This window comes from Streptomyces sp. NPDC015661, from assembly GCF_043077765.1.
In the GTDB taxonomy this organism is placed as follows: Bacteria; Actinomycetota; Actinomycetes; order Streptomycetales; family Streptomycetaceae; genus Streptomyces.
Map to the genome: position 1 here is coordinate 310,953 of NZ_JBIBST010000001.1, position 25,121 is coordinate 336,073.

Genomic DNA, 25,121 nt, shown 5'->3' on the forward strand with positions numbered 1-25,121 from the left:
CGGGGGCCGGCCCTTCGTGTTGCATGTGCATGCAACGATGCGGGTTCTGACGTCGCGTCACCAGGGGGAGGACGAGGTGCTGGGACCGCTGCGCGAGGGCGCGCCACGCCGCATCGGACCGTACGAGGTGCTCGCCCGGCTCGGCGCCGGCGGCATGGGCGAGGTGTTCCTCGCGCGGGACGCCGACGGGGTCGGGAACGGCACCTTCGTCGCCCTCAAGACCGTGCGGCGGGATGTCGTCGGGGATCCGGCCTTCCGGGATCGCTTCCGGCGGGAGATCAAGGTCGCCGCGCTCGTCGACAGCGCCTACGCCGCCGCGCCCGTCGGTGGTGACGCCGACGCCGAGGTGCCCTGGCTGGCCACCGCGTACGTCCCGGGCCCCAGCCTCTCGCAGGCCGTGCGGCGCGGCGGCCCGCTGCCCGTCGCCGCCGTCCGGGCGCTCGGCGCGGACGTCGCCCGGGCCCTCGCCGACCTGCACCGGGCCGGGGTCCTGCACCGGGACCTCAAGCCCGGCAACGTCATGCTCTCCGTCGACGGCCCCCGGCTCATCGACTTCGGCATCGCCCGCAGCAGCACCGCCACCACCATGACCTCGACCGGTCTCATGGTCGGCACGCCCTCCTTCATGTCCCCCGAGCACGTGGCCGGCGCCCGCCGGGTCACGGCCGCATCCGACGTGTTCTGCCTCGGCTCGCTCCTCTGCTACGCGGCGACCGGCGAGGACCCCTTCGGCGACGGGCCCCTCGCCGCCGTCCTCTACCGCGTCTCCCGGGCCGAGGCCGATCTGTCCCGCGTCCCGGAGGAGCTGCGCGGGACGATCGCCGCCTGCCTGGCCGTGGACCCGGCGGACCGGCCGGCACCGGAGGCCCTGGCCGGGCTGCTCGGCACCGGGGCCGCGAAGCTCTTCCCGTGGCCGGAGGGCGTCCGGGACCACATCGGCGAGTACGGCAGGGAGCTCGCCCAGCTCGTCGCCTCGGGCGGGCCGCTCCTGGAGGCGGGGCCCGCCGCGCCCGGGCCGCTCGTCACCGCGACGGTCCCGGGTCTGCACTCCGTACCGACGCTCGCGCCCGCCTCGTCCCCCACCGTGCCCGCCGCCGAGGCGCCCCGGAAGCGGCGGAAGCGGCTGCTCGCCGCCGTCCTCGCGCTCGCCGTCGCCGCCGGTGGGCTGGGTGTGTACCTGCTGTGGCCCGAGCCGGCGCCGCCGCCGCGGGCCCCCGCGAAGGCCGCCGGGCCCCGCGTCCCCGGCGTGAGCGACCGCGGCCCCGCCGACGCCTCGGGCGTCGTCGCGCAGAACGCCGCCCAGCGCCCGGCCGGCTGGAAGCCCTGGCGGGCGAAGCTGACCGCCCCCGCGTTCGGCTGCTCGGCCGGGGAGCAGGCGCTGGTGTGCCGGACGACGGACGGGCGGTACGAGGCCCTCGACCCGGCCAACGGGAAGCGGCTGTGGACCGCGGACCTGGTGGCGGACCCCCGCGACGCCATGAGCTTCATCGGACCCACCGGCGGGATCTTCATCGCGGGCGGCACCGCCGTGCCCGCGGTCCACGACAGCTCCGTCGTCCTGCTCTCCGGAGAGCGCGTCCAGGTCCGGGACGCCCGCAGCGGCGCGGTGCGCTGGGAGAAGAAGAGCACCGCCGGAGCCAGGATGCGCACCCAGCCGGTCGTGGGCGACGGCATGGTCTTCGTCCCGACCGGTGACGAGACCAGCGGGCACATGACGGCCTTCTCCCTGGCCGACGGCCGCGAGCTGTGGTCCAAGTCGCTCACCAACGCCGACCTCGCGCGCGGGGACTTCCGCGACTTCGAGCCCGTCGCCTACGCCAAGGGGCTCGTGTACGCGATGAGCGACGGCGGCTTCGTCGCGTTCGACGCGAAGACCGGCCAGCAGCGCGGCCAGGTCCCGTCCGAGGCCAAGGGGTGCGACAGCCTCCACATCCAGGGGCGGTACGCGTACTGCGCACCGACCAACGCGTCGAACGCGGACAGGCTCGAGCTGTACCGCCTGGACGCGGCGACGCTCGCCCCGGTGGGCAGTGGCCCGCTCGCGGTGCCCGCCGACGTCGCGAAGTCCGGTGCCTGGCCGACCGCCCTGTCCGCGCGCGCCGCCGTCGTCCTCGACCGGGGCCCGATGAGCTGGGCCGACTGGGGGAACACGGGCGAGCCCGCCGGTGTCTACGTCCTGGACCCGGCCACCGGCAAGGCCTTCGGCCACTACCCGATTCCCCCGGTCACCTCGGCCGACGGGAAGCAGCAGCTCGTCTCCGACCCGCTGATCGCCGGTACCTCGGTCCTGTACGCCGACTTCTCGGCCCTGCACCTGGTGCCGCTCGGCAGCGGCGGTGCGCCCGGCAAGGAGCGCGTCGTGCCGGTGCCGGGCGCCCCCGGGCCGCGCGCCAAGGACCCGTACGACCGCGTGGACGGCACGTACCTGGACCGGGAGATCCGTCCGCCGGTGGTCCTGCCGCTCGGCGGTGTCGCCCACGTCGTGTACGACACCGGCGTCGTCGCCTCCGTCGCACTGCCCGAGGAGTAGTCCCTTGCTGGAAGCCCTGCCGCAGGACCGGCCGCCGCGGATCCTCGGCCCCTACCGGTTGCTCGCCCGCCTCGGCGCCGGCGGCATGGGCGAGGTGCACCTCGCCTGCCGTACGGACGCGCCGACGGCCGATCCGTACCGGATGGTCGCGGTGAAGACCGTACGGGACGACCTGGAGGTCGACGGGGACTTCAGGACCCGCTTCCGGCGCGAGATCGCGGCGGCGCGGACCGTGGACGGGCCGGGGGTCGCCCGGCTCGTGGACGCGGACGCCGACGCGGCCTCGCCGTGGCTGGCGACCGAGTACGTGCCGGGGCCCTCGCTCGCGGAGGCCGTCGTACGGTCCGGGGCGCTGCCCGTCGCGACCGTCCGGGCGCTCGGGGCCGCCCTCGCGCGGGCGCTCGCGGGCGTGCACGCCGTGAAGGTGCTGCACCGGGACCTCAAGCCGGCGAACGTGCTGCTCGCCGCGGCCGGGCCGAAGCTGATCGACTTCGGGATCGCGCAGGCCTTCGAGGCGACGGCGCTGACCTCGACCGGTCTGGTGGTGGGCTCCCCCGGCTTCATGTCGCCGGAGCACCTGGTGGGGAGCCGGGCGGTGGTGCCCGCCTCGGACGTGTTCTGTCTGGGCGCGGTCCTCGCGTTCGCGGCGAGCGGCCGGGGGCCGTTCCACGACGACGAGATGGCGGCCGTGATCTACCGGATCAGCCGGGCCGAGGCCGAGCTCGACGGGGTTCCGGCGGAGCTGCGGCCGGTCCTGGAGCGCTGTCTGCGGCTCGACCCGGCCGAGCGGCCGTCGGCGGCGGAGCTCGCGGAGCTCCTCGGCGGCGGCGCCGCTCCCGAGGCCTTCCCGTGGCCCGGCGGGGTGCTCTCGCTGCTCGCCGAGTACGGGGAGGCGGCCCGGAGCGCCGGGGAGGCGGCGGCCTCCGGGTCGGGCGTGGCCGATCTGCCGACGCTCGGCCCGGTCGTGCCGTACTCCCCCACGGCGCTGACCGACCGGCCGGTGATCGCGGCGGCCCCCGTGGAGCCGCGCCGCCGCCCGTGGGGCGCCGTCGTCGCGGGCGCGGTGGCCGTGGCCCTGGTGGCGACGGGCGGCGTGGTGCTGCTGAACCGGGGCGGCGGGCAGGGGGGCGGGTCCACGGGCGGGGTCGCGGGGCCGTCGAGCGGCGCCGGCACGACGCCGCCGGTCGCCTCGCTGAGCCAGGTGGTCCTGCCGTACGGGGGCGAGGGCCACGGCCGTGACTTCGGCGCGGCCGCCACGGACCGTGCCTACCGTCCGGCGGGCTGGTCGCCCTGGACCGCGCGGGTCGAGCAGGGCGTCGGCAGCTGCGCGCTCTCCCCGAAGGTCCTGGTCTGCCCGGGGAACGGCGGCGCGGTCACCGGGCTGAGCGCCGCGGACGGCAAGGAGCTGTGGAAGGTGCCGGGCCGGGGCGAGGGGCTGCTCAGTGGACCCCAGTACCCGGCGGTCGTCGGCGACACGGCGTATGTGACGGGGCCGGACGGGATCGTCGCGTACGGGGTCGGCGACGGGAAGGAGCGGGGACGTGTCCCGGCGCCCGGAGCCGACTTCGCCGTGAAGGGCACCGACCTGCGGGACGGCGTCCTCTACTCGACGTACGTGAACATGCGCGACGAGCGGACCGGCCTGGTCACCGCGGTACGCCTCGCCGACCGCGAGGAGCTGTGGCGCAAGCGGCTCGACGCGCTGCCGGAGCAGCCGGTCGCGGCGGCGGGACGGGTCCTGGTGCCGCTCGGCAACGTGCCGGTCGCGCTCGACGCCCGTACCGGCGAGGAGGTGGCGCGCGGGGCGGAGGGCTGCCAGGCGTTCGTGGTGCACGAGAAGAGCGGCAGCGTGCTGTGCACGGGCTCCTCGGACGGGTCCGTCACGGTGCTCGACGCCGCGACGCTGCGGCGGAAGCGGTCCTTCGGCGCCGCCGTGACCGGGGGTCCCGCGGTGAACGCGGACGGTCTCGTGGCGGTGGCGAGCGGCCAGGTCATCAGCGCGTACGACCTGGAGAGCGGCGAGCGGCGCTGGTCCATGCTGCCGGTGGTGACCGAGGGCGTCCTGCGCGAGGTGTACTTCGCGGGGGACCGGGTCCTCGCCGTGGCAAAGGACGAGGCGATCTCCGTCCCGGCGTCGGGTCCCACCTCCACATCCGACGTGGAGACGTTCGAGGCGAACCTGCCGCGGGACTTCCAGGTGCAGGCCGCCGGGGTGTCGCTGGCCGCCGGAGGGGCGGCTTTCGTCGCCCTCCCCGACGGCATGGTCTTCTCCGGCTACCTGCCCTGATCCTCCCGGCGGGTCACGCCGTCGCCGACCGGTACTTCCGCACCGACAGCGTCCGGAAGACCACGATGATCAGGATCGACCAGAGGAGCGACGCCCACACCGGGTGCTGCATCGGCCAGGCGTCGGAGGTGGACACGCCGGGGTTGCCGAAGAGCACGCGGCAGGCCTGGACGGTCGCGCTGAACGGGTTCCACTCGGCGATCGGCTGCAGCCAGGAGGTCAGGTTGCTGGAGTCCACGAACGCGATCGAGATGAAGGTGACCGGGAAGAGCCAGATCAGCCCGCCCGAGGTCGCCGCTTCCGGGGTGCGGACGGAGAGGCCGATCAGCGCCCCGATCCAGGAGAAGGCGTAGCCGAGGAGGAGCAGGAGGGCGAAGGCGGCGAGCGCCTTGGGGACGCCCTCGTGGATGCGCCAGCCGACGAGCAGGGCGACGATCGCCAGGACGACGAGGGTGAGCGTGGTCTGGACGAGGTCGGCGAGGGTGCGGCCGGTGAGGACGGCGCCGCGGGCCATCGGCAGCGAGCGGAAGCGGTCGATCAGGCCCTTGTGCATGTCGTCGGCGATGCCCGCGCCCGCTCCGGCCGTGGCGAAGGTGACGGTCTGGGCGAAGATGCCGGCCATCAGGAACTCGCGGTAGACGGCGGGCGAGGTGGAGTTCCCGATCTCCATCGAGCCGCCGAAGACGTAGCTGAACAGCACCACGAACATGATCGGCTGGATGAGCCCGAAGACGATCATCTCGGGGATCCGGGACATCCTGATCAGGTTGCGGTGCGCGATCACGAGCGAGTCGTTGACGGACTGGGCGATCCCCCCGCGCGGGCGCGGGGAGGTCAGCGGGTCCGCCGACCTCAGGGCGGTGGTCACTTCACGGCCTCCTTCCGGCCTTTCCCGTCCCCGGCCGCCGCCTTGCCCTCGCCCTCCTCCTCGCCCAGGTCCGCCACGTGGCCGGTGAGGGAGAGGAACACGTCGTCGAGGGTCGGGCGGCGGAGGCCGATGTCGTCGATCTCGACGCCGACGGCGTCCAGGTCGCGGATGACCTCGGCGAGCAGCTTGGCGCCGCCGGTGACGGGGACGGTGAGCTTGCGGGTGTGGTCCTCGACGGAGACCTCGCCGTGGCCGATCCCGGCGAGGCCGTAGCGGGCGAGGACGTCCCGGGCGTCGGTGATCATCTCCGGTTCGTGCACGACGACCTCGACGCGCTCGCCGCCCGTCTGGGCCTTGAGCTGGTCGGAGGTGCCGCGGGCGATGGCCCTGCCGTGGTCGACGACGCAGATGTCGTGGGCGAGGTGGTCGGCCTCCTCCAGGTACTGGGTGGTGAGGAGCAGGGTCGTACCGCCGGCGACGAGCTCCTTGATGACGTCCCACAGTTCCTGGCGGTTGCGCGGGTCGAGGCCGGTGGTCGGCTCGTCCATGAACATGACCGGCGGGGAGACGACGAGGGCGGCCGCGAGGTCGAGGCGGCGGCGCATGCCGCCGGAGTACGTCTTGGCGGGCCGGTCGGCGGCGTCGGCGAGGTGGAAGCGGTCGAGCAGCTCGCCGGCCCGCACCTTCGCCGCCTTCGCCCTCATCTGGTAGAGCCGGCCGACCATCTGCAGGTTCTCGCGGCCGGTGAGGTACTCGTCGACCGCCGCGAACTGGCCGGAGAGGCCGATCGAGCGGCGGACCTCGTTGGGGTGTCTGAGGACGTCGATCCCTGCGACGACGGCCCGCCCGCTGTCGGGCTTGATCAGGGTCGTCAGGACCCGCACCGCGGTCGTCTTCCCCGCGCCGTTCGGGCCGAGCAGACCCAGGACGGTGCCTTCCGGCACATCGAGGTCGACGCCGTCCAGAGCTCGTACATCGCCGAATGTCTTCACCAGACCCTCGGCGTAGATCGCGCCTGGCATGTGGACGCTCCCAGAGAGATTCGGGCGTTTCCTCCCGATCCTAGGATTGCGGAGCGGCTCCCGCCCAGTGAGTCTCCACCAGCCGTCGCCGCAGCTCCACGGCCCTGCCCGCGTCGCCGACCCGCTCCATGCCGAGCAGCGCGCTCTCCCAGCAGGCCATGGCCTCGGCCGGTTCGCCGAGGTCGGCGAGGGCGTCCCCGAGGCCGGACAACGACACCGCCTCTCCGTGCAGGTCCCCGCCCTGACGCTGGAGGACGAGCGCGCTCCGGTACGCCTCGACCGCCTCCGTGGGGCGACGGGCACCGCGCAGGACGTCACCCCGGATCCGCAGGCCGATGGCGAGGCTCACCCGGTCGCAGGTCGCGCGCTGCTTCCTCTCCGCCTCGTCGAGCACGGCCAGGGCCTCGTCGTGGCGGCCCAGGTTGGCCAGCGCGTCCGCCAGGTTGTTCCTGGTCGCGGCGCTGTCGGGTTCGTGGACGAGGGCCTGCTGGTAGTGACGGAGCGCGGACAGGTGGTCGCCGAGGTCGGTCCAGCAGGTGCCGATGTTGCTGAGGACGGCCCCGAGCTCGCGGTCCCGGTCCGGCTTCCCCTCGTGGATGCCGAGCGCCTGACGGTAGTAGGCGATCGCCTCGTCGGGGCGGCCCGCCTGGATCCGGCCGTTGCCCAGACCGTTCAGCATCCACGCCTCGCCCCGCTCGTCCCCGGCGGCCCTGGCCGCCGCGAGGCCGGTGGTGTGGGTGGACTGCCAGTCGTCGCTCCGGCCGAGCCTGACGTACGCCCAGAGGGAGGCCGCCACCTTCCACGCGAGGGCGTGGAGGCCGGCCCCGTGCGCCAGGGGCACCCCGGCGACCAGTAGCTCCCGCTCCCGCTCGCACCAGGCGTACGCCTCGTCGTAGCCGGCGAAGGGGGCCCGCCCCGCTTCCGGCCCCTGTTCTCCGGGCTCCCGGCCTTCCGGCCGCTGCTCTCCCGGCCCCCGGCCTTCCGGCCCCCGGTCCTCCGGGCCCTCGCCGAGGGGTACGCGGCGGGCCGAGGGCGCGAGGCGGGCGGTGGCCGCGTCGGCGCCGCGCAGGCACCAGGTGACGAGGCGCTCGACGGCCCGCAGCCGTTCGTCCTCGGTGTCCGTCTCCTTGGCGAGCTCCCGCGCGAGCGCCTGGACCAGGCAGTGGAACTGGTAGCGGCCCGGCGCGGGCGACTCCAGGAGATGGGCGTCCACGAGCGCCTCCAGCCAGTCCTCCACGCACAGCTCGTCGCAGTCGAGCAGGGCCGCGGCCGCCTCGACGCCGAACGCCACGCTGGGCATCAGCCCGAGCAGCCGGAACGCCCGCGCCGGACCGTCCGGACCCGCCGGCTCCTGGAGGAGGAGCTCGTAACTCATCTGGAGCGCCGTGCGGACGTGCAGGTCGTCGGCGTACAGCTCGCGCAGGACACGGCCGTGGTTGTGCAGCCGGTGGGCCAGGTCCTGGACCGACCAGGCGGGCCGGGCGGCGAGACGGGAGCCCGCGAGGCGCAGCGCCAGCGGCATCCCGCCGCACGCGCGCAGCACCTCCGCCGTCGCCTCCGGCTGCGCCGCGACCCGCTCCTCCCCGACGATCGAGGCGAGGAGCCGGTGGGCCGCGTCGTCCGGGAGGGCCCCGAGGTCGATCCGTACGCCCGGGAAGCTGACCAGCCGGCGGCGGCTGGTGACCAGGACGGCGCTGCCCGCCGCGCCCGGCAGCAGGGGCCGTATCTGGGCCGCGTCGCCCGCGTCGTCCAGGAGGATCAGCATCCGCCGGCCGGCGACGAGGCTGCGGAAGAGCGCGCTGCGGGCCTGCACCCCGTCCGGCACCTCCTCCGGCGCCACGCCGAGGGTCCGGAGGAGCAGCCCGAGGGCGTTCTCGGGGGTCATGGGCATGGTGGTCATGCCACCCAGGTCGAGGAAGACCTGCCCGTCCGGGAACCGCTCGCGGATCCGGTGCGCCGCCTGCACCATCAGGGTCGTCTTGCCCATGCCCCCACCACCGGAGACCCGGTGGACCAGGACCGTCGCGCCCTCGGGGCGGTCGGTCGCGGCGAGCTCGCCGACGATCCGCGCGAGCTCCTCCTCCCGGCCGGTGAAGTCGTCGATCGCCGAGGGCAGCTGGTGCGGTACGGGCGCGGGGCCGGCGCTCGTACCGACGGCGGCGGGCGGCTCCTCGGGTTCCGGCGCGGGCACGGCGAGCGAGGGGTCGAGCCGGAGGATGCGCCGGTGCAGCTCCACGAGCCCCGGCTCCGGGTCGACGCCCAGCTCGCTCCGGATCGTGCGGCGCGCGGTGTCGTAGGCGAGGAGGGCGTCGGCCTGCCGTCCGCTGCGGTGGAGCGCCAGCATCAGCTGGCCGTGGAAGGTCTCCCGCAGCGGATGGGCGGCGACGAGCTCGGCGAGTTCGGCGGCGATGCCCTGGTGGCGGCCCAGGTGGAGGTCGGCCTCGTAGCGCCACTCCAGGACCTGGAGCCTGGCCTCTTCGAGGCGCCGGACGAAGGGTCCGCGCTCGGTGTCGGGCAGGGCGATGCCGGAGAGCGGCTCGCCGCGCCACAGGGCGAGCGCCGAGCCGGTCAGGGCGTGGACGGCGGTCCAGTCCTTGGCGAGTCTCGCGGCGCGCGCCCGGCAGAGGCAGTCGTCGAAGAGGGTGACGTCCAGCTCGTCCTCGCCGACCCGCAGTCGGAAGCCGAGGGGGGCGACCTGGATGCGGGACTCCGTCTCGCCGTCGGCGTCCAGGACGCGCCGGAGGCGGGCGACGTGGTTGTGGAGCGAGGCGCGGGCGGTGGCCGGAACCGACTCCCCCCACATCGCGGCCTTCACGGTGTCCCAGGAGACCAGGGAGTTCGGCCGCATCAGGAGCACCGCGAGAAGGGCCCGCGCCTTCGGCGTCCCGACCGGCCGGGGTGTGCCCCCGGCGTCCTCCACGACGAACGAACCCAGCAGCCCGAATCGCACGGCGCCCCTCCCCCTGGGGCCCGTCCGACAGGCCCTCGCCGTTCACCAGCCGCCAGGGAGGTGATCCGACGGACGCATCGTAGGCCGGGGGCGGCCGGAACGTGACGGGGTTTCGCATGGTGGGCGCGGCGGCGTGTCGGGCCGTCCCGGTGTCCCGGACGGGAGCCCGGGACGCCCGTTGGCGTGCTGTTGGCGGGCCGTTGGTCCCGGGGGTGATGCTGGGGTCCTGGCACGGAGTACGACGACGACGGGGAGCTTGAGATGGCGGTCGGCGCACACGGCACGGGCAGGACCGGCGGGGCGAACGGGACGGGGGAGACGGGCGACCGGGAGTGCTCGGGGTGCGGCGGCGGTGAGGCGACGACGCCCTGGGCCGAGCTGGCCGCCGAGATGCGCCGCATCAAGTGCGCCACCGAGCTGAGCTACGGCAAGCTCGCGCAGCGCACCCACTACAGCCGCTCCTCGTGGGAACGGTTCCTGAACCAGAAGCAGTTGCCGACCCGGGTCGCCGTCGAGGAGTTCGCCGCGGCCGCCGGGACGGACCCGCGCCCCCTGCTGCTCCGGCTGGAGCGTTCCCTCGCGCACGAGACGGCCGCCCGCGCGGCGGCCGCCGCCCACGAGCGCGTACGGGGCCGGGAGCCGGTGCTGGTCCCCGTGATCCCGGTCCCGCGGCGGGCGTCCGGCCGGCCGGAACTGGGCCGGCCGCTGGGCCTGATCGCGGCGGGGGCCCTGGTCGGCGGCGGCCTGGTGGGCGTCCTCAGCAGGGCGGCCCGTAAGAGCAGGTGAGACGCGGGAGGAGGCGCGGGAGGGAGCGCGGGAGGAGGCGCGGGGGCGGCTCAGCCGAGCACCGTGTACCCGGCGTCGCGCAGCGCCTCCTCCACCTCCCGGCAGTGCTCGGGGCCCTTCGTCTCCAGGTGCAGCTCGACCTCCGCCTCCGTCAGGCCGAGGCGCGGATCGGTCCGTACGTGGCTCACGTCCAGGACGTTCGCGTCGACGACCGTCAGGACCGCGAGCAGGGTCGCGAGCGCCCCCGGCCGGTCCGTGACGCGCAGCCGCAGGCTCAGGTAGCGGCCCCCGGCGGCCATGCCGTGCCGGAGGATCCGCTGGAGGAGCAGCGGGTCGACGTTGCCGCCGGAGAGGATCGCCACGACCGGGCCCCGGAAGGACGTGGGGTCGGCGAGGAGGGCGGCCACCGGGCTCGCGCCCGCCGGTTCGACCAGGAGCTTCGCCCGCTCCAGGCAGAGCAGCAGCGCCGAGGAGAGAGCGTCCTCGGAGACCGTACGGACCTCATCGACGTACTCCTGGACCAGGGCGAACGGCACGTCGCCCGGGCGTCCGACCTTGATCCCGTCGGCCATCGTCACGGGCGACTCGATCACCACCGGATGCCCGGCGGCCAGGGAGGGCGGGTAGGCGGCCGCGCCCTCCGCCTGGACGCCGATCACCTTCACGTCCGGGCGCAGCGACTTCACCGCGAGCCCGATGCCGGCCGCGAGCCCGCCGCCGCCGATGCCGACGACGATCGTCCGCACCTCGGGGCACTGCTCCAGGATCTCCAGGCCGACCGTGCCCTGGCCGGCGATGACGTCGGGGTGGTCGAAGGGGTGGATGAAGACCGCGCCGGTCTCGCGGGCGTACTCCTCCGCCGCCGCGAGCGTCTCGTCGACGACATGGCCGTGCATCCGGACGTCGGCGCCGTACTCCCGGGTCGCCGCGACCTTCGGGAGCGGGGCGCCGACCGGCATGAAGACGGTGGCGTGCACCCCGAGGAGCTTCGAGGCGAGCGCGACGCCCTGCGCGTGGTTGCCGGCGGAGGCCGCGACCACCCCGGCCGCCCGCTCCTCGGGCCGCAGACCGGAGATCCGTACGTAGGCCCCGCGGAGTTTGAACGAACCGGTCCGCTGGAGGTTCTCGCACTTGAGGTGGACCGGGGCTCCCACCAGCGAGGACAGATGGCGGCTGCCCTCCATCGCCGTCACCCTGGCCACCCCGGCCAGCATCTTCTGCGCCCCCCGCACGTCGTCGAGCATCAGCCGGTGCAAGGGGTGTGGCATACGGAAGCTCATGACAGCAAGTCTCGCAGCTCACGGCCCTCGTGGCCGCCCGGCGGCCGGGTCGCCGAACGGGTTTGCGCAGCGCCGGTACGGACCCCGGCGGGGCCGCGTACTCTGTCCCCCACCGACCGACCACCCCCGCACGAGAGAGACCCACAGCCATGCCCACATCTCAGGACATGACGACTGCGCTCGACCCCGGTCTCCTCGATGCCCTCCAGCACCAGGTGGCCGTCTTCGCCCGCCGCGCGGAGCAGACCCGCCTCGGCGGCACCGGCCAGCTCCGCAACTCCATGGACCGCGCGGCCTATCTCCTCCTCAACCGCCTCGACCAGGAAGGGCCGATGGGCGTGAAGGCGCTCGCGGCGGGCATGGGGATCGACTCCTCCACGGTGACCCGCCAGGTCGCCCCGCTCGTCGACACCGGCCTGGTGAAGCGGACCTCGCACCCGGAGGACGGGCGGGCGGTCGTCCTCCAGCTGTCGCCGCGCGGTCTCGCGCGTCTGGAGGAGGTCCGCTCCTCGCGCCGCCAGCTGATGGCCGAGGTCACGGAGGGCTGGACCCCGGACGAGCGCGAGTCCTTCTGCACGCTGCTCACCCGCTTCAACACCGCCCTGTCCGCACGGCAGTCGGCGCACACGGGCCACCCGCCGGCCGGGACGGAGTCCGGGACCACCGCCTGACGGACCGCCCCGCGCGAGCGGACCGACTCCGCGCAGACCTCTTGACCCCGCACCCGCGCTGTCCTCAGATGAGGAGGTGCGCGAGCAACAGCGCGGGCAGGGCGCCGAACACGCCCGCCGCACCAGGGAGTTCGAGGCTTTCGTGGCCGGGGCCGCGGGCCGGCTGCTGCACTCCGCGACGCTGCTGACCGCCGAGACCCGCACCCGCAACCCGTACGCCCAGGCCCTGCTCACCGCCGCCCTCGCACACACGTACGCGGTGTGGGACCGGCAGCGCGACGAGGACCCCTACGACCTCGCGCGGCGCGAACTCGCCGCCCGCTTCGCCCGCACCGCCTGGCGGCACCACGGCGGCCACGGCGGGGTGCTCGCCCTGCTCTCCCCGCAGGAGCGGCTCGTCGTCGTCCTGCGGCTGTACGAGGGGGTCGCGGAGGAGCAGGTCGCGGCGCTGCTCGGCCAGTCCGAGGCCCGGGTCCGCGCCGTGTGCGCCCGCTCGGTCGCCACGCTCAGGGCCGCCCGGCGGGGCGCCGCGGGGGCCGCCGCGTGAGCCGGTACGAGGACAAGGAGGAGGCGGTCCGGCGGCTGCTCGACACCCCGCACCCGCCGGTCCCCCGCGACCTGGCGCTGCGGGCGGCCGAGCGCGGGGCCCGGCGGCGCGACCGGGCCCGGCGGGTGCGGCGCGTGCTGTGGGCCCTGGGAGCGGTCGCCGTGCTCGCCTTCGTGGTGTGGGCGTCGATGACCCACCCGTGGGAGGTCCCGCCGGCGGAGACCACCCCGCCGCTGGAAGGCTGGTGAGCATCGCTGCGGGACCGCGAGCACGCGTGCCCCGCCTGCGGCCTGGCCGGGAAGCGCACCTCGTCTCCGCCGCCCTGGCCGCGTTCGTCCGCTTCGCCGACGTGGACGACCCCAGGACCGCGTACCTGGACACCACCGTGTCCCGGCATGCACAGATCATCTTCTCCGAAGGGCTGGAAGAAGCCCTGCGGGAGTCAACCACACCGTGTCAGAACACCCCTCGGGGTGCCGGTCGCGTGGCAGTCCCACGGCAACGCCGTGGGACCTCTGCTCCCCGAACCGCCGGACGGCGGCACCGAGCAACCCCGGATGAGCCACCGCAAGGTGACCACGCCGGAAAGCCCGGACACCGCCCCGGCCGCAACCCGCGACCCACCCCTGGTGAATCGCGGATCAGGTCTTAGCCCAGCGCCTGGCGCAGGTCGGCGAGCAGGTCCTCGACGTTCTCGATGCCCACCGAGATGCGGACCAGGTCGGCCGGGACCTCCAGGGCGGAGCCCGCGACGGACGCGTGGGTCATCCGGCCCGGGTGCTCGATGAGGGACTCGACGCCGCCCAGCGACTCACCGAGGGTGAAGAGCTGCGCGCGGTTGCAGACCTCGACGGCCGCCTCCTCGCCGCCCTGCACGCGGAAGGAGATCATGCCGCCGAAGGAGCGCATCTGCTTGGCCGCGATCTCGTGCCCCGGGTGCTCCGGGAGACCCGGGTACAGGACCTGGGTGACCTTCGGGTGCTGGGTGAGCATCTCGGCGATCTTCGCCGCGTTCTCGCTGTGCCGGTCCATGCGGACCGCGAGGGTCTTGATGCCGCGCAGCACGATCCACGAGTCGAAGGGACCGGCGACCGCGCCCATCGCGTTCTGGTGGTAGGCGAGTTCCTCGCCGAGCGCCTCGTCCGCGGTCACCAGGGCGCCGCCGACGACGTCGGAGTGGCCGCCCATGTACTTGGTGAGCGAGTGCACGACGACGTCCGCGCCGAGCGCCAGCGGCTGCTGGAGGTACGGCGAGGCGAAGGTGTTGTCGACGACGAGCTTCACGCCGGCCTGGCGGGCGACGCCTGCGACGGCCTCGATGTCGGTGATGCCGAGGAGCGGGTTCGACGGGGTCTCGACCCAGATCAGCTTGGTGCGGTCGTTGACGGCGGCGCGCACCGACTCGATGTCCGAGGTGTTCGCGACGGAGAAGTCCACGCCCCAGCGCTGCACGACCTTGGCGAAGAGCCGGAAGGTGCCGCCGTAGGCGTCGTTCGGGATGACCACGTGGTCGCCGGGCACGAGGAGCGTGCGCAGCAGGCAGTCCTCGGCGGCGAGGCCCGAGGCGAAGGCGAGCCCGCGGCGGCCGCCCTCAAGCGCCGCGAGGTTCTCCTCCAGGGCGGTACGGGTCGGGTTGGCGCTGCGGCTGTACTCGTAACCGCCGCGCAGCCCGCCCACGCCGTCCTGCTTGTAGGTGGACACCTGGTAGATGGGCGGGACGACCGCGCCGGTCAGCGGGTCGGCGGTGTTGCCCGCGTGGATCGCGCGGGTCTCGAAGCTCTGATGGGAGTGCTGGTCGCTCATGGGTCAGGAGCGTAGTGCCGTACGCCTCCCACCGCTTCGTTCGTCTCACCGGGTGTCCTGGACAATGGACACATGGACATTCTCTGGCTCCTGATCGCGCTCGGCCTGCTCTTCGGCGTCCTCGGTCCCTTCGTGCTGCGCCGCCGCGGCGGAGGGATCCGGCAGGTCGAGCCGGGGTCGCCGGACGCGGCGGACCCGGAGGCGTACGGCTTCGTGCGGCAGGAGGACCAGGACGTGCGGCTGCCGGGCGCCGACGACGAGCTCCTGCACGTCCTCGACGTCGTCCAGGCCACCCAGGACTGGCGGCCCGCCTCGCGGCTGCTCGCCGCCACCGGCGCGGACGGCGAGGTGCGCTGGCAGCGCGTCCAGGCCTTCGCGGGCGCGGCCTCCCTGGAGCTCCAGGAGCGGCCGGGCGTGGGGGGGGCGTGGCTGCGGTCCTGGCGGGCGGAGGCGCCGAAGGACGCCGGCGGCGCGGCGGTGCACGGCGAGTTCCTGGTGCAGCAGGCGTGGCGTTCGTCGTCGGCCGGCACGGACGACTTCCGGATCATCCTGGAGGAGGCGCTGAAGGTCACCGAGGAGGCGGCGCTCCTCGCCCCCGGCGACCCGGTCCCCTGCATCACCCAGCTGGCCGTGGCGCGTGGACTGGGGTACGGCCACGAGCAGTTCGACCAGGTGTGGGCGAAGGTGATCGACCGCGCGCCGCAGCACATGGGGGCGCATCTGGCGGCCCTGCACTACTGGTGCGAGAAGTGGCACGGTTCGCGCGAGGAGGCCGACCACTTCGCGACGACGGCCGCGGCGCGTGCCCCGCGGGGTTCGCTGCTCGCCGCGCTGCCGCTGTTCGCGGTGTTCGAGAACCGGCCGGAGTTCGTGCTCGGCACGGACTTCTACCGGACGGCGGTGGTGTCCAAGGCGATGGACGGCGCCCTGTACGCGGTGCACTCGGCCCGCGCCGACGACCCGATGCTGGCGCACGTCCGTCACCTGCTGGTGTGGTTCCTGGTCCCCGCCGAACGCTTCGCGGAGGCCATGCACCAGCTGGTGCGCGTGGACGGACACGTGGGCGCGCTGCCGTGGACGCTGAGCGAGGATCCGGCGGCCGGGTACACGGTCTACCGGAACCTGGCGGTCGCGGGCTACGAGGCGAACGGCGGAAGCCCGGCGACACTGCCTCGCTGAGCCCCCCCCTCGGACCGGCCTCGCCTGCGTAGACCCACGGAATCCGGGTGGACTGCGTCCGTCCCCGTGGGCCATGATCCGGGCTCCCCCACTTGCTCGTACGATGATCGCCACGCCTTTCCCGTGGGGGGGAATCTGCCCGATGGGCGCCACTCTGCGCGCGCTGCGCGCCCTCGTCCTGCTCGCCGGCTTCCATCTGCTCGGCCTCGGTCTGCTCGCCCTGCTCGGCGCGCTGGACTGGGTGGCCTGGCGCTGGGCCCCGGCCCTGTGGGCGCTCAAGATCTACGCCCTCAGCTTCGTGCTCGCCGTCCCCGTCGTCCGCGGCATGCTCATGCTCCGCACCCCCCGCGACGAGGGCGTCGCCGGCGTCCCCGTCACCGAGGCCGAGGAGCCCCGGCTCTGGGCGGCCGTACGGGAACTCGCCGCGCTCGTCGGGACCCGCGCGCCCGACGAGATCCGGCTCACCGCCGACATGAACGCCGCCGTCACCGAGGACGCCCGCCTCCTCGGCCTCCTCGGCGGCACCCGCCGCCTCTACCTCGGACTCCCCCTGGTCACCGGCCTCTCCGAGGCCCGGCTGCGCGCCGTACTCGCCCACGAGCTCGGCCACTACGCCCACTCCGACACCCGGCTCTCCGGCATCACCGAACGCAGCCGCCTCCACGTCGCCCGTACCGTCGGCCGGTTCGAGGAGAAGTCCGGCCTCAAGGTCGCCAAGGAACGCGCCCGGCAGGAACGGAAGTCGGCCCGGCGGGTCGCAAGGGGCAAGACGGCCAGGGAGGTCGACACCACCGGCGTCGGCATCACGTACCGCGTGATGGCCCGGATCTACACGGCGTACGGCCGCTTCTCCATGCGCGCCACCCTGAGCGGCTCCCGCCGCCAGGAGATCGCCGCCGACCTGGCCGCCGCGCGCATCGCGGGCCGCGACGCCACCGCCTCGGCGCTGCGCGCGCTCCCGGCGCTCGACACGGCGCACGAGTTCTACCTGAGCTCGTACGCCACCCTCGGCGTCGAGTTCGGGATGCTGCCGCCGCGCGGGGAGGTCTTCGGCGGCGTACGCCACCTGCTCGACGCCCGCGCCGGGGAACTGGCGGGGATGCGCGCCGCACTCCCCGCCGAACCGGCCACACCGTACGACTCGCACCCGCCGACCGCCGAGCGCGTCGCCACCGTCGAGGCCCTGCCCGACGACGGCCGGGCCGCGGAGGAGGACCGTCCGGCCCTCACCCTGTTCGCCTCGCCCGAGGAGGCCCTGCGCGCGGTCGAGGACGCCACCCTGACCCCGGAGGCGCTGCGGATGCGCCGGCTCGACTGGCCGGACCTGGTCCACGAGGCGATGACGGCGAAGTACGTACGGGACACGGAGGTGTTGCGGGAGGCGATCGGGGAGCCCGCGGAGGCACCGGACCGGCCCGACGGGACCGACCGGTGCCTCCGGTGGGAGGTCGAAGCCTTCCTCGACGCCGTCGACGCCGGTGCGGTCTGGGACCTCGTCGACCGGCTCCCCAAGTCCGAGGAGGCCGCCGCCGCGAGCGGCCGCGCGGCCCGCGAGTTCGCCCGCTCCTCGCTGCGGCGCGAACTCGCCCGCCTCCTCACGACCGCGCTCGCCGTGGACGGCCGGGCCCGCTGGCAGCTCTCCTGGTCGGCCCCCGCCTCCCTGCTGCTGCCCGACGGGTACGCCGAGGAACTCCCGGCGGCCCTGGACGCGGCGATCGCGGACCGCCCGGACACCGAGCGGCTGCGCAAGCTGCTGGCCGCCGCCTGACCGCCCGTACCCCTCACCGAACCCCCGCCACCACCCCGTACCGAGGAAGCACCCGTGCCCCGTCTCATCCCCCTGATCGTGATCGCGGTCTCCGTCTACTTCTGGTGGAAGTCCCGCCAGGCCCGGAGGCGGACCGCCCCGGCCGCGCCGCAGACCGGCGTCTCCGCCCGCGCCCTCGAACTCGGCTTCCTGCCGGAGGACCGGCTCGACACCGAGCGCAGCCGCCCCCGCGAGCCCCACGTGGCGGCCGCCGTCGCCGCTGCCCGCGCCGGGGACTTCGCGCCCGCCGCCGCCCTGCTCGCCGACACCGTCGACGGCCCCGACTGGGAGCTCCGCACCGGACTGATCGGCGCCCTCGGCGACGTCGCCGTCGACGACGACGCCTGGCTGACGGCGTGGGAGCAGGCCGACCCGGAGAACCCGAGCGCCTCCGCCGTCCGCGCCTGGAGCACCGTCGGGCTCGCCGGGAAGCTGCGGGGCTCGGCGCGCGCGTCCGAGACGAGCCGCGAGCAGTTCGACAACTTCCACCGGATGATGGCCCGCGCCGACGAGGAGATCGCGCGCGCCGCCGAGCTGAACCCGGCCGACCCGACCCCGCTGATCAGCGGCATCTGGGTGGCGCTCTCCCTCGGCGCCCCGCACGAGGACATGCGCGGGCTGTGGAAGCGGATCGAGGCGCGGGCCCCGCACCACTACGACGCCCACTACGCGGCGCTCCAGTACTGGTGCCAGAAGTGGCGCGGCTCCCTCGAACTGGCCACCGCGTTCGCGGAGGGCGCGGCGGCGTCCGCCCCGCGCGGCAGCCTGCTGACCGTGCTCCCGCTGATCAGCTGGTACGAGCACGAGTCCTTCGGTCACACGGACCGGGGCTTCACAGGACCGGAGGTGTCGGCCCTGGTCGACGCCCTCGCGGCCGACGTCGCGGCGGCGCCGGCCGGCCACCCGCACCTGCCGGAGGCGCGCCTGCTGCTCGCCTGGTACCTGGTGCGGCTCGACCGGCACACGGAGGCCCTGGAGCAGTTCCGGATCGTGGACGGCTTCATCGGCGCGTTCCCGTGGAACTACCAGGCCGACCCGGCGGGGGCGTACGTCCGGGCCCGCGAGAAGGCGATCGCCGGCGCGTCGTGACCGTACTGCTCTGGATCGTCCTGACGCCGCTCGCCCTCTGCGTGGCCGCCGTCGCCCTCGTCTTCCTGATCGCGATCGTGCGCGGCCTGGCCCGCGACGTCCGCACGGATCCGCGCGCCGAGGAGACCGCCGCCCGGGCCACCGCGCTCGGCCTGCTGCCCGCCGAACGGCAGCACACCGAGCTCGCGGGCCCGCGGCCGGCGGCCCTCACCGTGGCGCTCGCGGCCGCCCGGGCCGGCGACTGGACGCCGGCCGCCGAGCTCCTCGACGCGACGGCGGAGGCCCGCGACTGGGAGGGCCGCACAGCCCTCTGCGAGCGCCTCGCGGACCTGGCCGCCGAGGCGGACGGGTGGCTGCTGGCCTGGGAGGAGGCGCGGCCGGCCGATCCCGGGGCCGCCCTGGTGCGGGCGCGCGGGACGGTGTTCCTGGCGTGGAACGTACGGGGCGGGCAGCGGGACGAGGACACCACGCGGGAGCAGACCGAGGGGTTCCGCCGCGTCCTGGCCCGCTCCCGGGCGGAGCACACGCGCGCGCTGGCGCTGGCGCCGGCCGACGACCCCTCGCCGTACGTGGGCGAGATCTGGACGGCCCTCGGCCTCGGCCTGCCCCACGAGGAGCTGCGGCGGCTCTGGCGCGAGGTCTCCGACCGGGCGCCGCACCACTACGAGGCGCACTTCGCGGCGCTGCAGTACTGGTGCGGCAAGTGGTGCGGCTCGGCGGAGCTCGCGCGGGCCTTCGCGGTGCGGGCGGCGGCGGAGGCCCCGCCCGGCAGCCTGCTCACGGCGCTCCCGCTGATCGCCCACTTCGAGCACGACACCTCGGACACGGCGGACGTCGACCGGACCCCCGAGATGTACGCGGCCGTGGACGCGCTCCTCGCGGACGTGACCGCCGCCGACCCGGCCCACCCGCGGCTCCCCGAGGCCCGGCACCTGCTGGCGTACTACCTGTGGCTCCAGGACCGGCACACGGCGGCGCTGGAGCAGTTCCGGCTGGTGGACGGCTATGTCGGCGCCCTGCCCTGGCGGTACAAGACGGACCCGGCGGAGGAGTTCTGCCGGGCCCGCGACGACTGCGCGGGGCACGTGCCGGACGGGGAATCCCACCCTCCCGTCCGGCGTTGACAGGACTGCCGAACGTCGAGGAGAGATGCAGCATGTTCCTGTCCCGCACCCCCGTCCTCCCCACTCCCGAGCAGGCCCTGCCCGGGCGCGCGGAGCCGGAGTTCTCCGTCCCGGAGCGCCACACCGTACTCGGCAACCCGCTCCTCGGCCCCTACCCGGAGGGCCTTGAGGTCGCCGACTTCGCGCTGGGCTGTTTCTGGGGCGCCGAGCGCAAGTTCTGGCAGACCGAGGGCGTCTGGACGACCCTCGTCGGCTACCAGGGCGGCTTCACGCGGAACCCGGCGTACGAGGAGGTCTGCTCGGGCCTGACCGGGCACACCGAGGTCGTCCGCGTCGTCTTCGACCCGTCGAGGGTCTCGTACGAGTCGCTCCTGAAGCTCTTCTGGGAGTCCCACGACCCCACGCAGGGCTTCCGCCAGGGCAACGACGTGGGCACCCAGTACCGCTCGGCGGTCTACACCCACTCCCCGGGGCAGGCCACCACGGCGGAGGCCTCCCGCGCGTCCTACCAGAAGGTCCTGACGGCCTCCGGCTACGGCGAGATCACCACGACGGTCCTCCCGGCCGACGAGACCCGCCCGTTCTTCCCGGCGGAGGCCTACCACCAGCAGTACCTGGACAAGAACCCGGCGGGCTACTGCGGCATCGGCGGCACGGGCGTCTCCTGCCCGATCGGGGTCGCGAAGGCCGAGTAGGGCGCTCCGGCCCGCCCCGGCGTCAGGACCGGCCGCCGCCGCAGGTCGCCGTCGAGCACCAGCGGCGGCGGCCCGTCGCGTCCAGGAAGAGCCAGCCGCAGTCGTCGCTCGGGCAGGCGCGGAGGGTGAGGCAGCGGGGGTCGGCGAGGAGGTCGGCGGCGGCGCGGGCGGTGGCGAGGACGGGGAGGCGCAGGCCCGTGGCGGGCGGGAGGCGCCAGTGGGCGAGGCCGTCCTCGTCGAGCTCCAGGACGGCCGCCCGGGCGGCGGCCTCGGCGAAACCGGCGACCGTGCGGAAGGCGCGGAGGTCGGCGGGGTCGGTGAGGCAGGCGTGGAGGGCGGTGCGGAAGCTCTTGGCCTCCGCCAGCGCTTCGGCCGCCTCGGTCGGGTGGGCGCCCGCCCCGGTCAACAGGCGGTCCACCGAGAGGTCGTCGGTCAGGGCCTGGTGGCCGGCCCAGACGGCCAGGGTGCGGTAGGTGCGGAGCCAGTCGGAGCCGGGGACGGCGGGGGCGCGGTGCCAGCCCGCGTACGTGTTGCAGAACTCCAGGGCCGGGTGGCCGCCCGTGGACCAGGGCAGCCACTCCTCGCGAACCCGGACCGCGTAGAGCGGGGCCGGCGGGCGGTCGAGGCGGGGGTCGGCGTTCAGGATGCGTTCGTGGAGCGTGGTGAGGGCGGGTCCCGGTTCGATGCCGAGTTCGGTGACCAGGTGGTCGCGGGTGACGCGGTGGAGTTCCAGCGCCTCCGTCTGCCGGCCGGCCCGGTAGAGCGCGGTCATGTGCGCGGCCACCAGCCGTTCCCTGCCGGGGTGTTCGCCGGCGAGCGGGGCGAGATCGGCGAGGACCCGTTCGTGGAGGCCCATGGTGAGCCGGGCCTCGGCGCGCTGTTCCAGTGCGGTCAGGCGGAGTTCGGCGAGCCGGCCGCCGAGCCGGTCCCGCTGGGTCGCGTCGAGGGTGTCGGCGAGGAGCGGGCCGCGCCAGAGCGCGAGGGCCCTGTCGTGGCAGCGGACCTGTTCCCCGGGGTCGGCGGCGAGGGCGGCCCGGCCTGCGAGGTCGAGGAACTCCCGTACGTCCACGGTGTGTCCGGTGACGTCGACGGCGTATCCGTCGTGGCGGGTCTCCACGGTCACGCCGTACGGCTTGAGCGCGGCCCGCAGCCGGCCGACGTAGGTGTGGAGGGTGGCGCGGGCGCCGTCGGGCGGGGTGCCGTTCCACAGGAGGTCCGCGAGCCGGTCGGTGGGGACGGGACGGCCCGCCTCCAGGAGGAGGACCGCGAGCAGGCACCGCTCCTGACGGCGGCTGCCGAGCCGCACGAGACGCCCTTCGTGGCGGGTCTCGAAGGGGCCGAGCAGGGTGAAGTCCATGGCCGGTCACCCTAGGGCGCGCGGTGGTCAGGATGTGGTGAGGGGGTGGGGGGAATGTGGGGTCCGTTCGCTCTCCCGTTCGTCCTCACCCAGGAGTTCCCCTTGAAGCGACGCATTCTCGTGTCCCTGGCCGCCGTTGGAGTCGTGGCCGCCCTCACCGCGCCCGCCGGCGCCTCCGAATCCGCCGGCGGCTGGGAGCCCGCCCCCTCCCCCTCCTGGTCCTATCCGGCCGGCGCACGCTGCGACTTCGCCGTCCAGGGTTCGCCCGTGGTCGACGAGGTCGTGCGGCGCACCCTCGCCACCTACGAGGACGGTACGAAGCTCGTCGAGTACAAGGGCGAGCTCGTGGTCCGGGTCGTCAACTCCGCGACCGGCGCCTCGTACGACGCGGACGCGAGCGGCCGCGCGGTGGTCGAGATCCGCCCGGACCGCTCCCAGTCCTGGTACGTCGTCGGGCCGATCCTCGCGGGCTTCGGCGAGGGCGGCGGGAACGTGCCGCGCGGCCTCTACACGGTGGACGGGGCCTACACCCTGGAGGTCTCCCCCACCGGCTACAAGACGCTGAACCTGATCCACGGGACCACGGATCCGCTCTGTGCCGAGGTCAGTTGACGGCCGCGCGGAGCCGGGCCGCGGTCGCCGCCGCCTCGTACCCCTCCGGGACCCCTTCGATCAGGAGGACGTCGCCGGCCATGTGGCGGGTGCGGAGGGGGATCAGGGCCTTGTAGGGCTCGGAGTCGTACCAGCCGCGGGCGTCCTCGTACGTCGGGAAGCCGATGATCACGAGGGCGCCGGGCCAGGTGCCCTCGCGGACCTCGCGGGCGGGGGCGCCGTGGACGAGGAAGCGGCCGCCGAAGGGGTCCAGGGTGTCCTGGATGCGCTCCATGTAGGTGAAGACCTCCTCGTCGAGGACGGGCTTCGGGTGCAGGTTTCCGATGGCGTAAGCGGTCATGACGCAAGCGTGCCGGGGCATGCCGTACGGGTCGATTACCCCGCACGTCATGCCCCGGCCGTCGCGCACCCCGCCGCGTCAGATGGTCGCCGTGTCGATCACGAAGCGGTAGCGGACGTCGCTCTTCACGACCCGCTCGTACGCCTCGTTGATCCGGTCCGCGCGGATCAGTTCGATCTCGGCGCCCAGGCCGTGCTCGGCGCAGAAGTCGAGCATCTCCTGGGTCTCGGCGATGCCGCCGATCATCGAGCCCGCGAGGGTCTTGCGGCCGCCGATGAGGGAGAAGAGGCCGACCTTGACGGGCTCCTCGGGGGCGCCGACGTTCACCAGGGCGCCGTCCGTCCTGACCAGGCTCAGGTAGGCGTCGAAGTCGAGCGGCGCCGAGACCGTGGAGATCACCAGGTCGAAGGTGCCGCGGAGGGCGGAGAAGGTCGCCGGGTCGCTGGTGGCGTAGTAGTGGTCGGCGCCCAGCTTGAGGGCGTCCTCCTGCTTCTTCAGCGACTGGCTGAGGACGGTCACCTCGGCGCCGAGCGCGTGGGCGATCTTGACGCCCATGTGGCCGAGGCCGCCGAGGCCGACGATCGCGACCTTCTTGCCGGGGCCCGCCTGCCAGTGGGCGAGCGGCGAGTAGAGGGTGATGCCGGCGCAGAGCAGCGGGGCGGCCTCGTCGAGGCCGATGCCCTCGGGGATGCGCAGGGTGTAGTTCTCGTCGACGACGATGTGCGTGGAGTAGCCGCCGTAGGTCGGCTCGCCGTTCTTGTCGAGGGAGTTGTAGGTGGCGGTGCCGCCGGTGACGCAGTACTGCTCCAGGCCGCGCAGGCAGTACTCGCACTCCCGGCAGGAGTCGACGAAGCAGCCGACGCCGACCCGGTCGCCGACCCGGAACTTCGTCACGCCGGGGCCGACCTCGGCGACGATGCCGGCGATCTCGTGGCCGGGGACCATCGGGAAGATGCCCTCGCCCCAGCCGTTGGTGGCCTGGTGGATGTCGGAATGGCAGATTCCGGCGTACTTGATGTCGATGAGGACGTCGTGCTCGCCGACGGGCCGGCGCGGCACGGTGGTGCGCTCCAGCGGGGCGTTGGCGGCGGGTGCGGCGTACGCGGGGACGGTCGTCACGTTCGTGGTCATGCGTCCAGCCTGCCGGGGCGCGCGGACCGTACCCAGCCACCTGTTCTGCCTACGACCGGCGTGCCTACCACTGGCAGGGTCAGGAACGTACGTCCGTCCGCGGGGCCCGGCGGCGATAATGGGGCGGTATGGACCTCAGTGCAGAACTCAGCGAATTCCTGCGCTCCCGGAGGGCCCGGCTGAAGCCGCAGGACGTGGGCCTGCCCGAGTACGGGCGGCACCGGCGGGTGCCGGGGCTGCGCCGTGAGGAGCTGGCGCAGCTGGCCGGGGTGTCCGTGGCGTACTACACCCGGCTCGAACAGGGCAACGGGCGGAACGTGTCCATGGAGGTCCTCGACTCGATCGCGCGGGCGCTGCGGCTGAGCGACACCGAGCGGGCGCATCTGACGCATCTGGCGAAGCCGACGGTGAAGAAGCGGCAGCGGGCGGCGATCGCACGTCCGCAGCGGGTGCGGCCGGGGCTCCAGCACCTCCTGGACTCGATGGACGGGCTGCCCGCCTTCGTACTGGGCCGCCGGGGCGACATCCTGGCCTGGAACCGGATGGCGCGGGCCCTGATGGGCGATTTCGAGGCGTGGGAGCCGGGTGACCGGAACATGGCCCGGATGATCTTCCTTGATCCGAACGCGCGCGATTTCTACGTCGACTGGGAGTGCAAGGCGACCGAGGTGGTGAGCGTGCTGCGGCTGTACGCGGGCTGCTACCCGGACGACAAGGAGCTGCTCGCGCTGGTCGGGGAGCTGTCGGTGCGCAGCGAGGAGTTCCGCTCGCTGTGGGCGGCGCACACGGTGACCGACAAGGGGCACGGGCAGAAGCGGCTGCGGCATCCGCTGGTGGGCGAGATGACGCTGTCGTACGAGTCGCTGAAGGTGGCCGGGGACGATCCGGACCTGATGCTCGTGACGTACCACGCGGAGCCGGGGACGCCCTCGGCGGACGCGCTGCGGCTGCTCGCGCAGTGGGGCGCGGACGAGCCCGTGGACGTACGGAAGTGACATGCGCGAGGGCCCCCTCCCGGCGCGGGAGGGGGCCCTCGTGGATGT

General features: G+C 74.4%; 21 protein-coding genes. 13 read left to right on the top strand and 8 right to left on the bottom strand.

Annotated elements, in window-relative coordinates; genetic code table 11:
- Positions 1 to 37 precede the first annotated feature (37 nt).
- The gene (locus tag ACF07V_RS01470) at positions 38 to 2,530 is read left to right on the top strand and encodes a PQQ-binding-like beta-propeller repeat protein (protein ID WP_392150859.1); all 2,493 of its coding nucleotides are present in this window, start codon (positions 38 to 40) and stop codon (positions 2,528 to 2,530) included.
- A 4-nt stretch (positions 2,531 to 2,534) separates the two neighbouring features.
- Positions 2,535 to 4,817, top strand: a complete 2,283-nt coding sequence (locus ACF07V_RS01475; protein ID WP_392150860.1) for a protein kinase — start codon at positions 2,535 to 2,537, stop codon at positions 4,815 to 4,817.
- 13 nt (positions 4,818 to 4,830) lie between these two features.
- Here the strand turns inward: ACF07V_RS01475 and ACF07V_RS01480 are convergent, their stop codons facing one another.
- The 3 genes from ACF07V_RS01480 to ACF07V_RS01490 are packed head-to-tail and all read right to left on the bottom strand — an operon-like array spanning position 4,831 to position 9,657.
- Positions 4,831 to 5,685 carry an ABC transporter permease gene (locus ACF07V_RS01480; RefSeq protein WP_392150861.1) on the bottom strand — a complete coding sequence of 285 codons (855 nt, stop codon included), beginning with the start codon at positions 5,683 to 5,685 and terminating at the stop codon, positions 4,831 to 4,833.
- Positions 5,682 to 6,707 carry an ATP-binding cassette domain-containing protein gene (locus ACF07V_RS01485; protein WP_392150862.1) on the bottom strand — a complete coding sequence of 342 codons (1,026 nt, stop codon included), beginning with the start codon at positions 6,705 to 6,707 and terminating at the stop codon, positions 5,682 to 5,684. Before ACF07V_RS01485 ends, ACF07V_RS01480 begins: the two co-directional genes overlap by 4 nt.
- Positions 6,708 to 6,747: 40 nt before the next feature.
- On the bottom strand, positions 6,748 to 9,657 hold the full coding sequence (locus ACF07V_RS01490) for a BTAD domain-containing putative transcriptional regulator (RefSeq protein WP_392150863.1): 2,910 nt from the start codon (positions 9,655 to 9,657) through the stop codon (positions 6,748 to 6,750).
- Between the two features lie 261 nt (positions 9,658 to 9,918).
- On the opposite strand from ACF07V_RS01490, the gene ACF07V_RS01495 reads away from it, so the two are divergent.
- Positions 9,919 to 10,443, top strand: a complete 525-nt coding sequence (locus ACF07V_RS01495; protein ID WP_392150864.1) for a helix-turn-helix domain-containing protein — start codon at positions 9,919 to 9,921, stop codon at positions 10,441 to 10,443.
- Between the two features lie 50 nt (positions 10,444 to 10,493).
- Here the strand turns inward: ACF07V_RS01495 and ilvA are convergent, their stop codons facing one another.
- The gene (ilvA, locus tag ACF07V_RS01500) at positions 10,494 to 11,723 is read right to left on the bottom strand and encodes a threonine ammonia-lyase (protein ID WP_392150865.1); all 1,230 of its coding nucleotides are present in this window, start codon (positions 11,721 to 11,723) and stop codon (positions 10,494 to 10,496) included.
- 149 nt (positions 11,724 to 11,872) lie between these two features.
- Here ilvA and ACF07V_RS01505 point away from each other — a divergent pair, with 149 nt between their 5' ends.
- From ACF07V_RS01505 to ACF07V_RS01515, 3 genes are all read left to right on the top strand, one after another.
- Positions 11,873 to 12,394 (top strand): MarR family winged helix-turn-helix transcriptional regulator, encoded by a 522-nt coding sequence (locus ACF07V_RS01505; RefSeq protein WP_392150866.1) that lies wholly within the window; start codon positions 11,873 to 11,875, stop codon positions 12,392 to 12,394.
- Positions 12,395 to 12,470: 76 nt separating this feature from the next.
- The gene (locus ACF07V_RS01510) at positions 12,471 to 12,941 is read left to right on the top strand and encodes a sigma factor-like helix-turn-helix DNA-binding protein (RefSeq protein WP_392150867.1); all 471 of its coding nucleotides are present in this window, start codon (positions 12,471 to 12,473) and stop codon (positions 12,939 to 12,941) included.
- Positions 12,938 to 13,189: a hypothetical protein gene (locus ACF07V_RS01515; RefSeq protein ID WP_392150868.1), complete on the top strand. Its 252-nt coding sequence runs from the start codon at positions 12,938 to 12,940 to the stop codon at positions 13,187 to 13,189. The genes ACF07V_RS01510 and ACF07V_RS01515 overlap by 4 nt, the downstream gene beginning before the upstream one ends.
- 400 nt (positions 13,190 to 13,589) lie before the next feature.
- Here the strand turns inward: ACF07V_RS01515 and ACF07V_RS01520 are convergent, their stop codons facing one another.
- Positions 13,590 to 14,744 carry a cystathionine gamma-synthase gene (locus ACF07V_RS01520; protein ID WP_392150869.1) on the bottom strand — a complete coding sequence of 385 codons (1,155 nt, stop codon included), beginning with the start codon at positions 14,742 to 14,744 and terminating at the stop codon, positions 13,590 to 13,592.
- A gap of 72 nt (positions 14,745 to 14,816) precedes the next feature.
- Between ACF07V_RS01520 and ACF07V_RS01525 the strand changes: the two genes are divergently transcribed.
- The 5 genes from ACF07V_RS01525 (at position 14,817) to msrA (ending at position 20,638) form a co-directional block, all read left to right on the top strand.
- Positions 14,817 to 15,923, top strand: coding sequence for a hypothetical protein (locus ACF07V_RS01525; protein ID WP_392150870.1), 1,107 nt, complete (start codon positions 14,817 to 14,819; stop codon positions 15,921 to 15,923).
- Between the two features lie 142 nt (positions 15,924 to 16,065).
- A complete protein-coding gene (locus tag ACF07V_RS01530; RefSeq protein ID WP_392150871.1) occupies positions 16,066 to 17,691 on the top strand; it encodes a M48 family metallopeptidase in 1,626 nt (541 codons plus the stop codon).
- Between the two features lie 54 nt (positions 17,692 to 17,745).
- Positions 17,746 to 18,819 (top strand): hypothetical protein, encoded by a 1,074-nt coding sequence (locus ACF07V_RS01535; RefSeq protein WP_392150872.1) that lies wholly within the window; start codon positions 17,746 to 17,748, stop codon positions 18,817 to 18,819.
- On the top strand, positions 18,816 to 19,943 hold the full coding sequence (locus ACF07V_RS01540) for a hypothetical protein (RefSeq protein WP_392150873.1): 1,128 nt from the start codon (positions 18,816 to 18,818) through the stop codon (positions 19,941 to 19,943). Before ACF07V_RS01535 ends, ACF07V_RS01540 begins: the two co-directional genes overlap by 4 nt.
- A gap of 32 nt (positions 19,944 to 19,975) precedes the next feature.
- A complete protein-coding gene (gene msrA, locus ACF07V_RS01545; RefSeq protein ID WP_392150874.1) occupies positions 19,976 to 20,638 on the top strand; it encodes a peptide-methionine (S)-S-oxide reductase MsrA in 663 nt (220 codons plus the stop codon).
- Between the two features lie 22 nt (positions 20,639 to 20,660).
- On the opposite strand, the gene ACF07V_RS01550 is transcribed toward msrA, so the two are convergent.
- Positions 20,661 to 21,995 carry a BTAD domain-containing putative transcriptional regulator gene (locus ACF07V_RS01550; RefSeq protein WP_392150875.1) on the bottom strand — a complete coding sequence of 445 codons (1,335 nt, stop codon included), beginning with the start codon at positions 21,993 to 21,995 and terminating at the stop codon, positions 20,661 to 20,663.
- Positions 21,996 to 22,097: 102 nt separating this feature from the next.
- Between ACF07V_RS01550 and ACF07V_RS01555 the strand changes: the two genes are divergently transcribed.
- On the top strand, positions 22,098 to 22,607 hold the full coding sequence (locus ACF07V_RS01555; protein WP_392150876.1) for a hypothetical protein: 510 nt from the start codon (positions 22,098 to 22,100) through the stop codon (positions 22,605 to 22,607).
- Here ACF07V_RS01555 and ACF07V_RS01560 read toward each other — a convergent pair.
- Positions 22,600 to 22,947 (bottom strand): DUF1330 domain-containing protein, encoded by a 348-nt coding sequence (locus tag ACF07V_RS01560; RefSeq protein WP_392150877.1) that lies wholly within the window; start codon positions 22,945 to 22,947, stop codon positions 22,600 to 22,602. The genes ACF07V_RS01555 and ACF07V_RS01560 overlap by 8 nt on opposite strands.
- A 78-nt stretch (positions 22,948 to 23,025) precedes the next feature.
- Entirely contained in the window at positions 23,026 to 24,078 is a 1,053-nt protein-coding gene (locus ACF07V_RS01565; protein ID WP_392150878.1) for an NAD(P)-dependent alcohol dehydrogenase, read from the bottom strand.
- Positions 24,079 to 24,206: 128 nt separating this feature from the next.
- On the opposite strand from ACF07V_RS01565, the gene ACF07V_RS01570 reads away from it, so the two are divergent.
- Complete coding sequence (locus tag ACF07V_RS01570; RefSeq protein WP_392150879.1) at positions 24,207 to 25,073, top strand: helix-turn-helix domain-containing protein; 867 nt, start codon at positions 24,207 to 24,209, stop codon at positions 25,071 to 25,073.
- The last annotated feature ends 48 nt before the right edge of the window (positions 25,074 to 25,121 follow it).

What these genes read in the sequence shown, in the direction of transcription:
- ACF07V_RS01560 (WP_392150877.1), bottom strand. Translation starts at nt 22,947, where the DNA reads ATGACCGCTTACGCCATCGGAAACCTGCACCCGAAGCCCGTCCTCGAC.
- ACF07V_RS01530 (WP_392150871.1), top strand. Translation starts at nt 16,066, where the DNA reads ATGGGCGCCACTCTGCGCGCGCTGCGCGCCCTCGTCCTGCTCGCCGGC.
- ACF07V_RS01495 (WP_392150864.1), top strand. Translation starts at nt 9,919, where the DNA reads ATGGCGGTCGGCGCACACGGCACGGGCAGGACCGGCGGGGCGAACGGG.
- ACF07V_RS01505 (WP_392150866.1), top strand. Translation starts at nt 11,873, where the DNA reads ATGCCCACATCTCAGGACATGACGACTGCGCTCGACCCCGGTCTCCTC.
- ACF07V_RS01550 (WP_392150875.1), bottom strand. Translation starts at nt 21,995, where the DNA reads ATGGACTTCACCCTGCTCGGCCCCTTCGAGACCCGCCACGAAGGGCGT.
- ACF07V_RS01470 (WP_392150859.1), top strand. Translation starts at nt 38, where the DNA reads ATGCGGGTTCTGACGTCGCGTCACCAGGGGGAGGACGAGGTGCTGGGA.
- ACF07V_RS01570 (WP_392150879.1), top strand. Translation starts at nt 24,207, where the DNA reads ATGGACCTCAGTGCAGAACTCAGCGAATTCCTGCGCTCCCGGAGGGCC.
- ACF07V_RS01520 (WP_392150869.1), bottom strand. Translation starts at nt 14,744, where the DNA reads ATGAGCGACCAGCACTCCCATCAGAGCTTCGAGACCCGCGCGATCCAC.
- msrA (WP_392150874.1), top strand. Translation starts at nt 19,976, where the DNA reads ATGTTCCTGTCCCGCACCCCCGTCCTCCCCACTCCCGAGCAGGCCCTG.
- ACF07V_RS01565 (WP_392150878.1), bottom strand. Translation starts at nt 24,078, where the DNA reads ATGACCACGAACGTGACGACCGTCCCCGCGTACGCCGCACCCGCCGCC.
- ACF07V_RS01485 (WP_392150862.1), bottom strand. Translation starts at nt 6,707, where the DNA reads ATGCCAGGCGCGATCTACGCCGAGGGTCTGGTGAAGACATTCGGCGAT.
- ilvA (WP_392150865.1), bottom strand. Translation starts at nt 11,723, where the DNA reads ATGAGCTTCCGTATGCCACACCCCTTGCACCGGCTGATGCTCGACGAC.
- ACF07V_RS01525 (WP_392150870.1), top strand. Translation starts at nt 14,817, where the DNA reads ATGGACATTCTCTGGCTCCTGATCGCGCTCGGCCTGCTCTTCGGCGTC.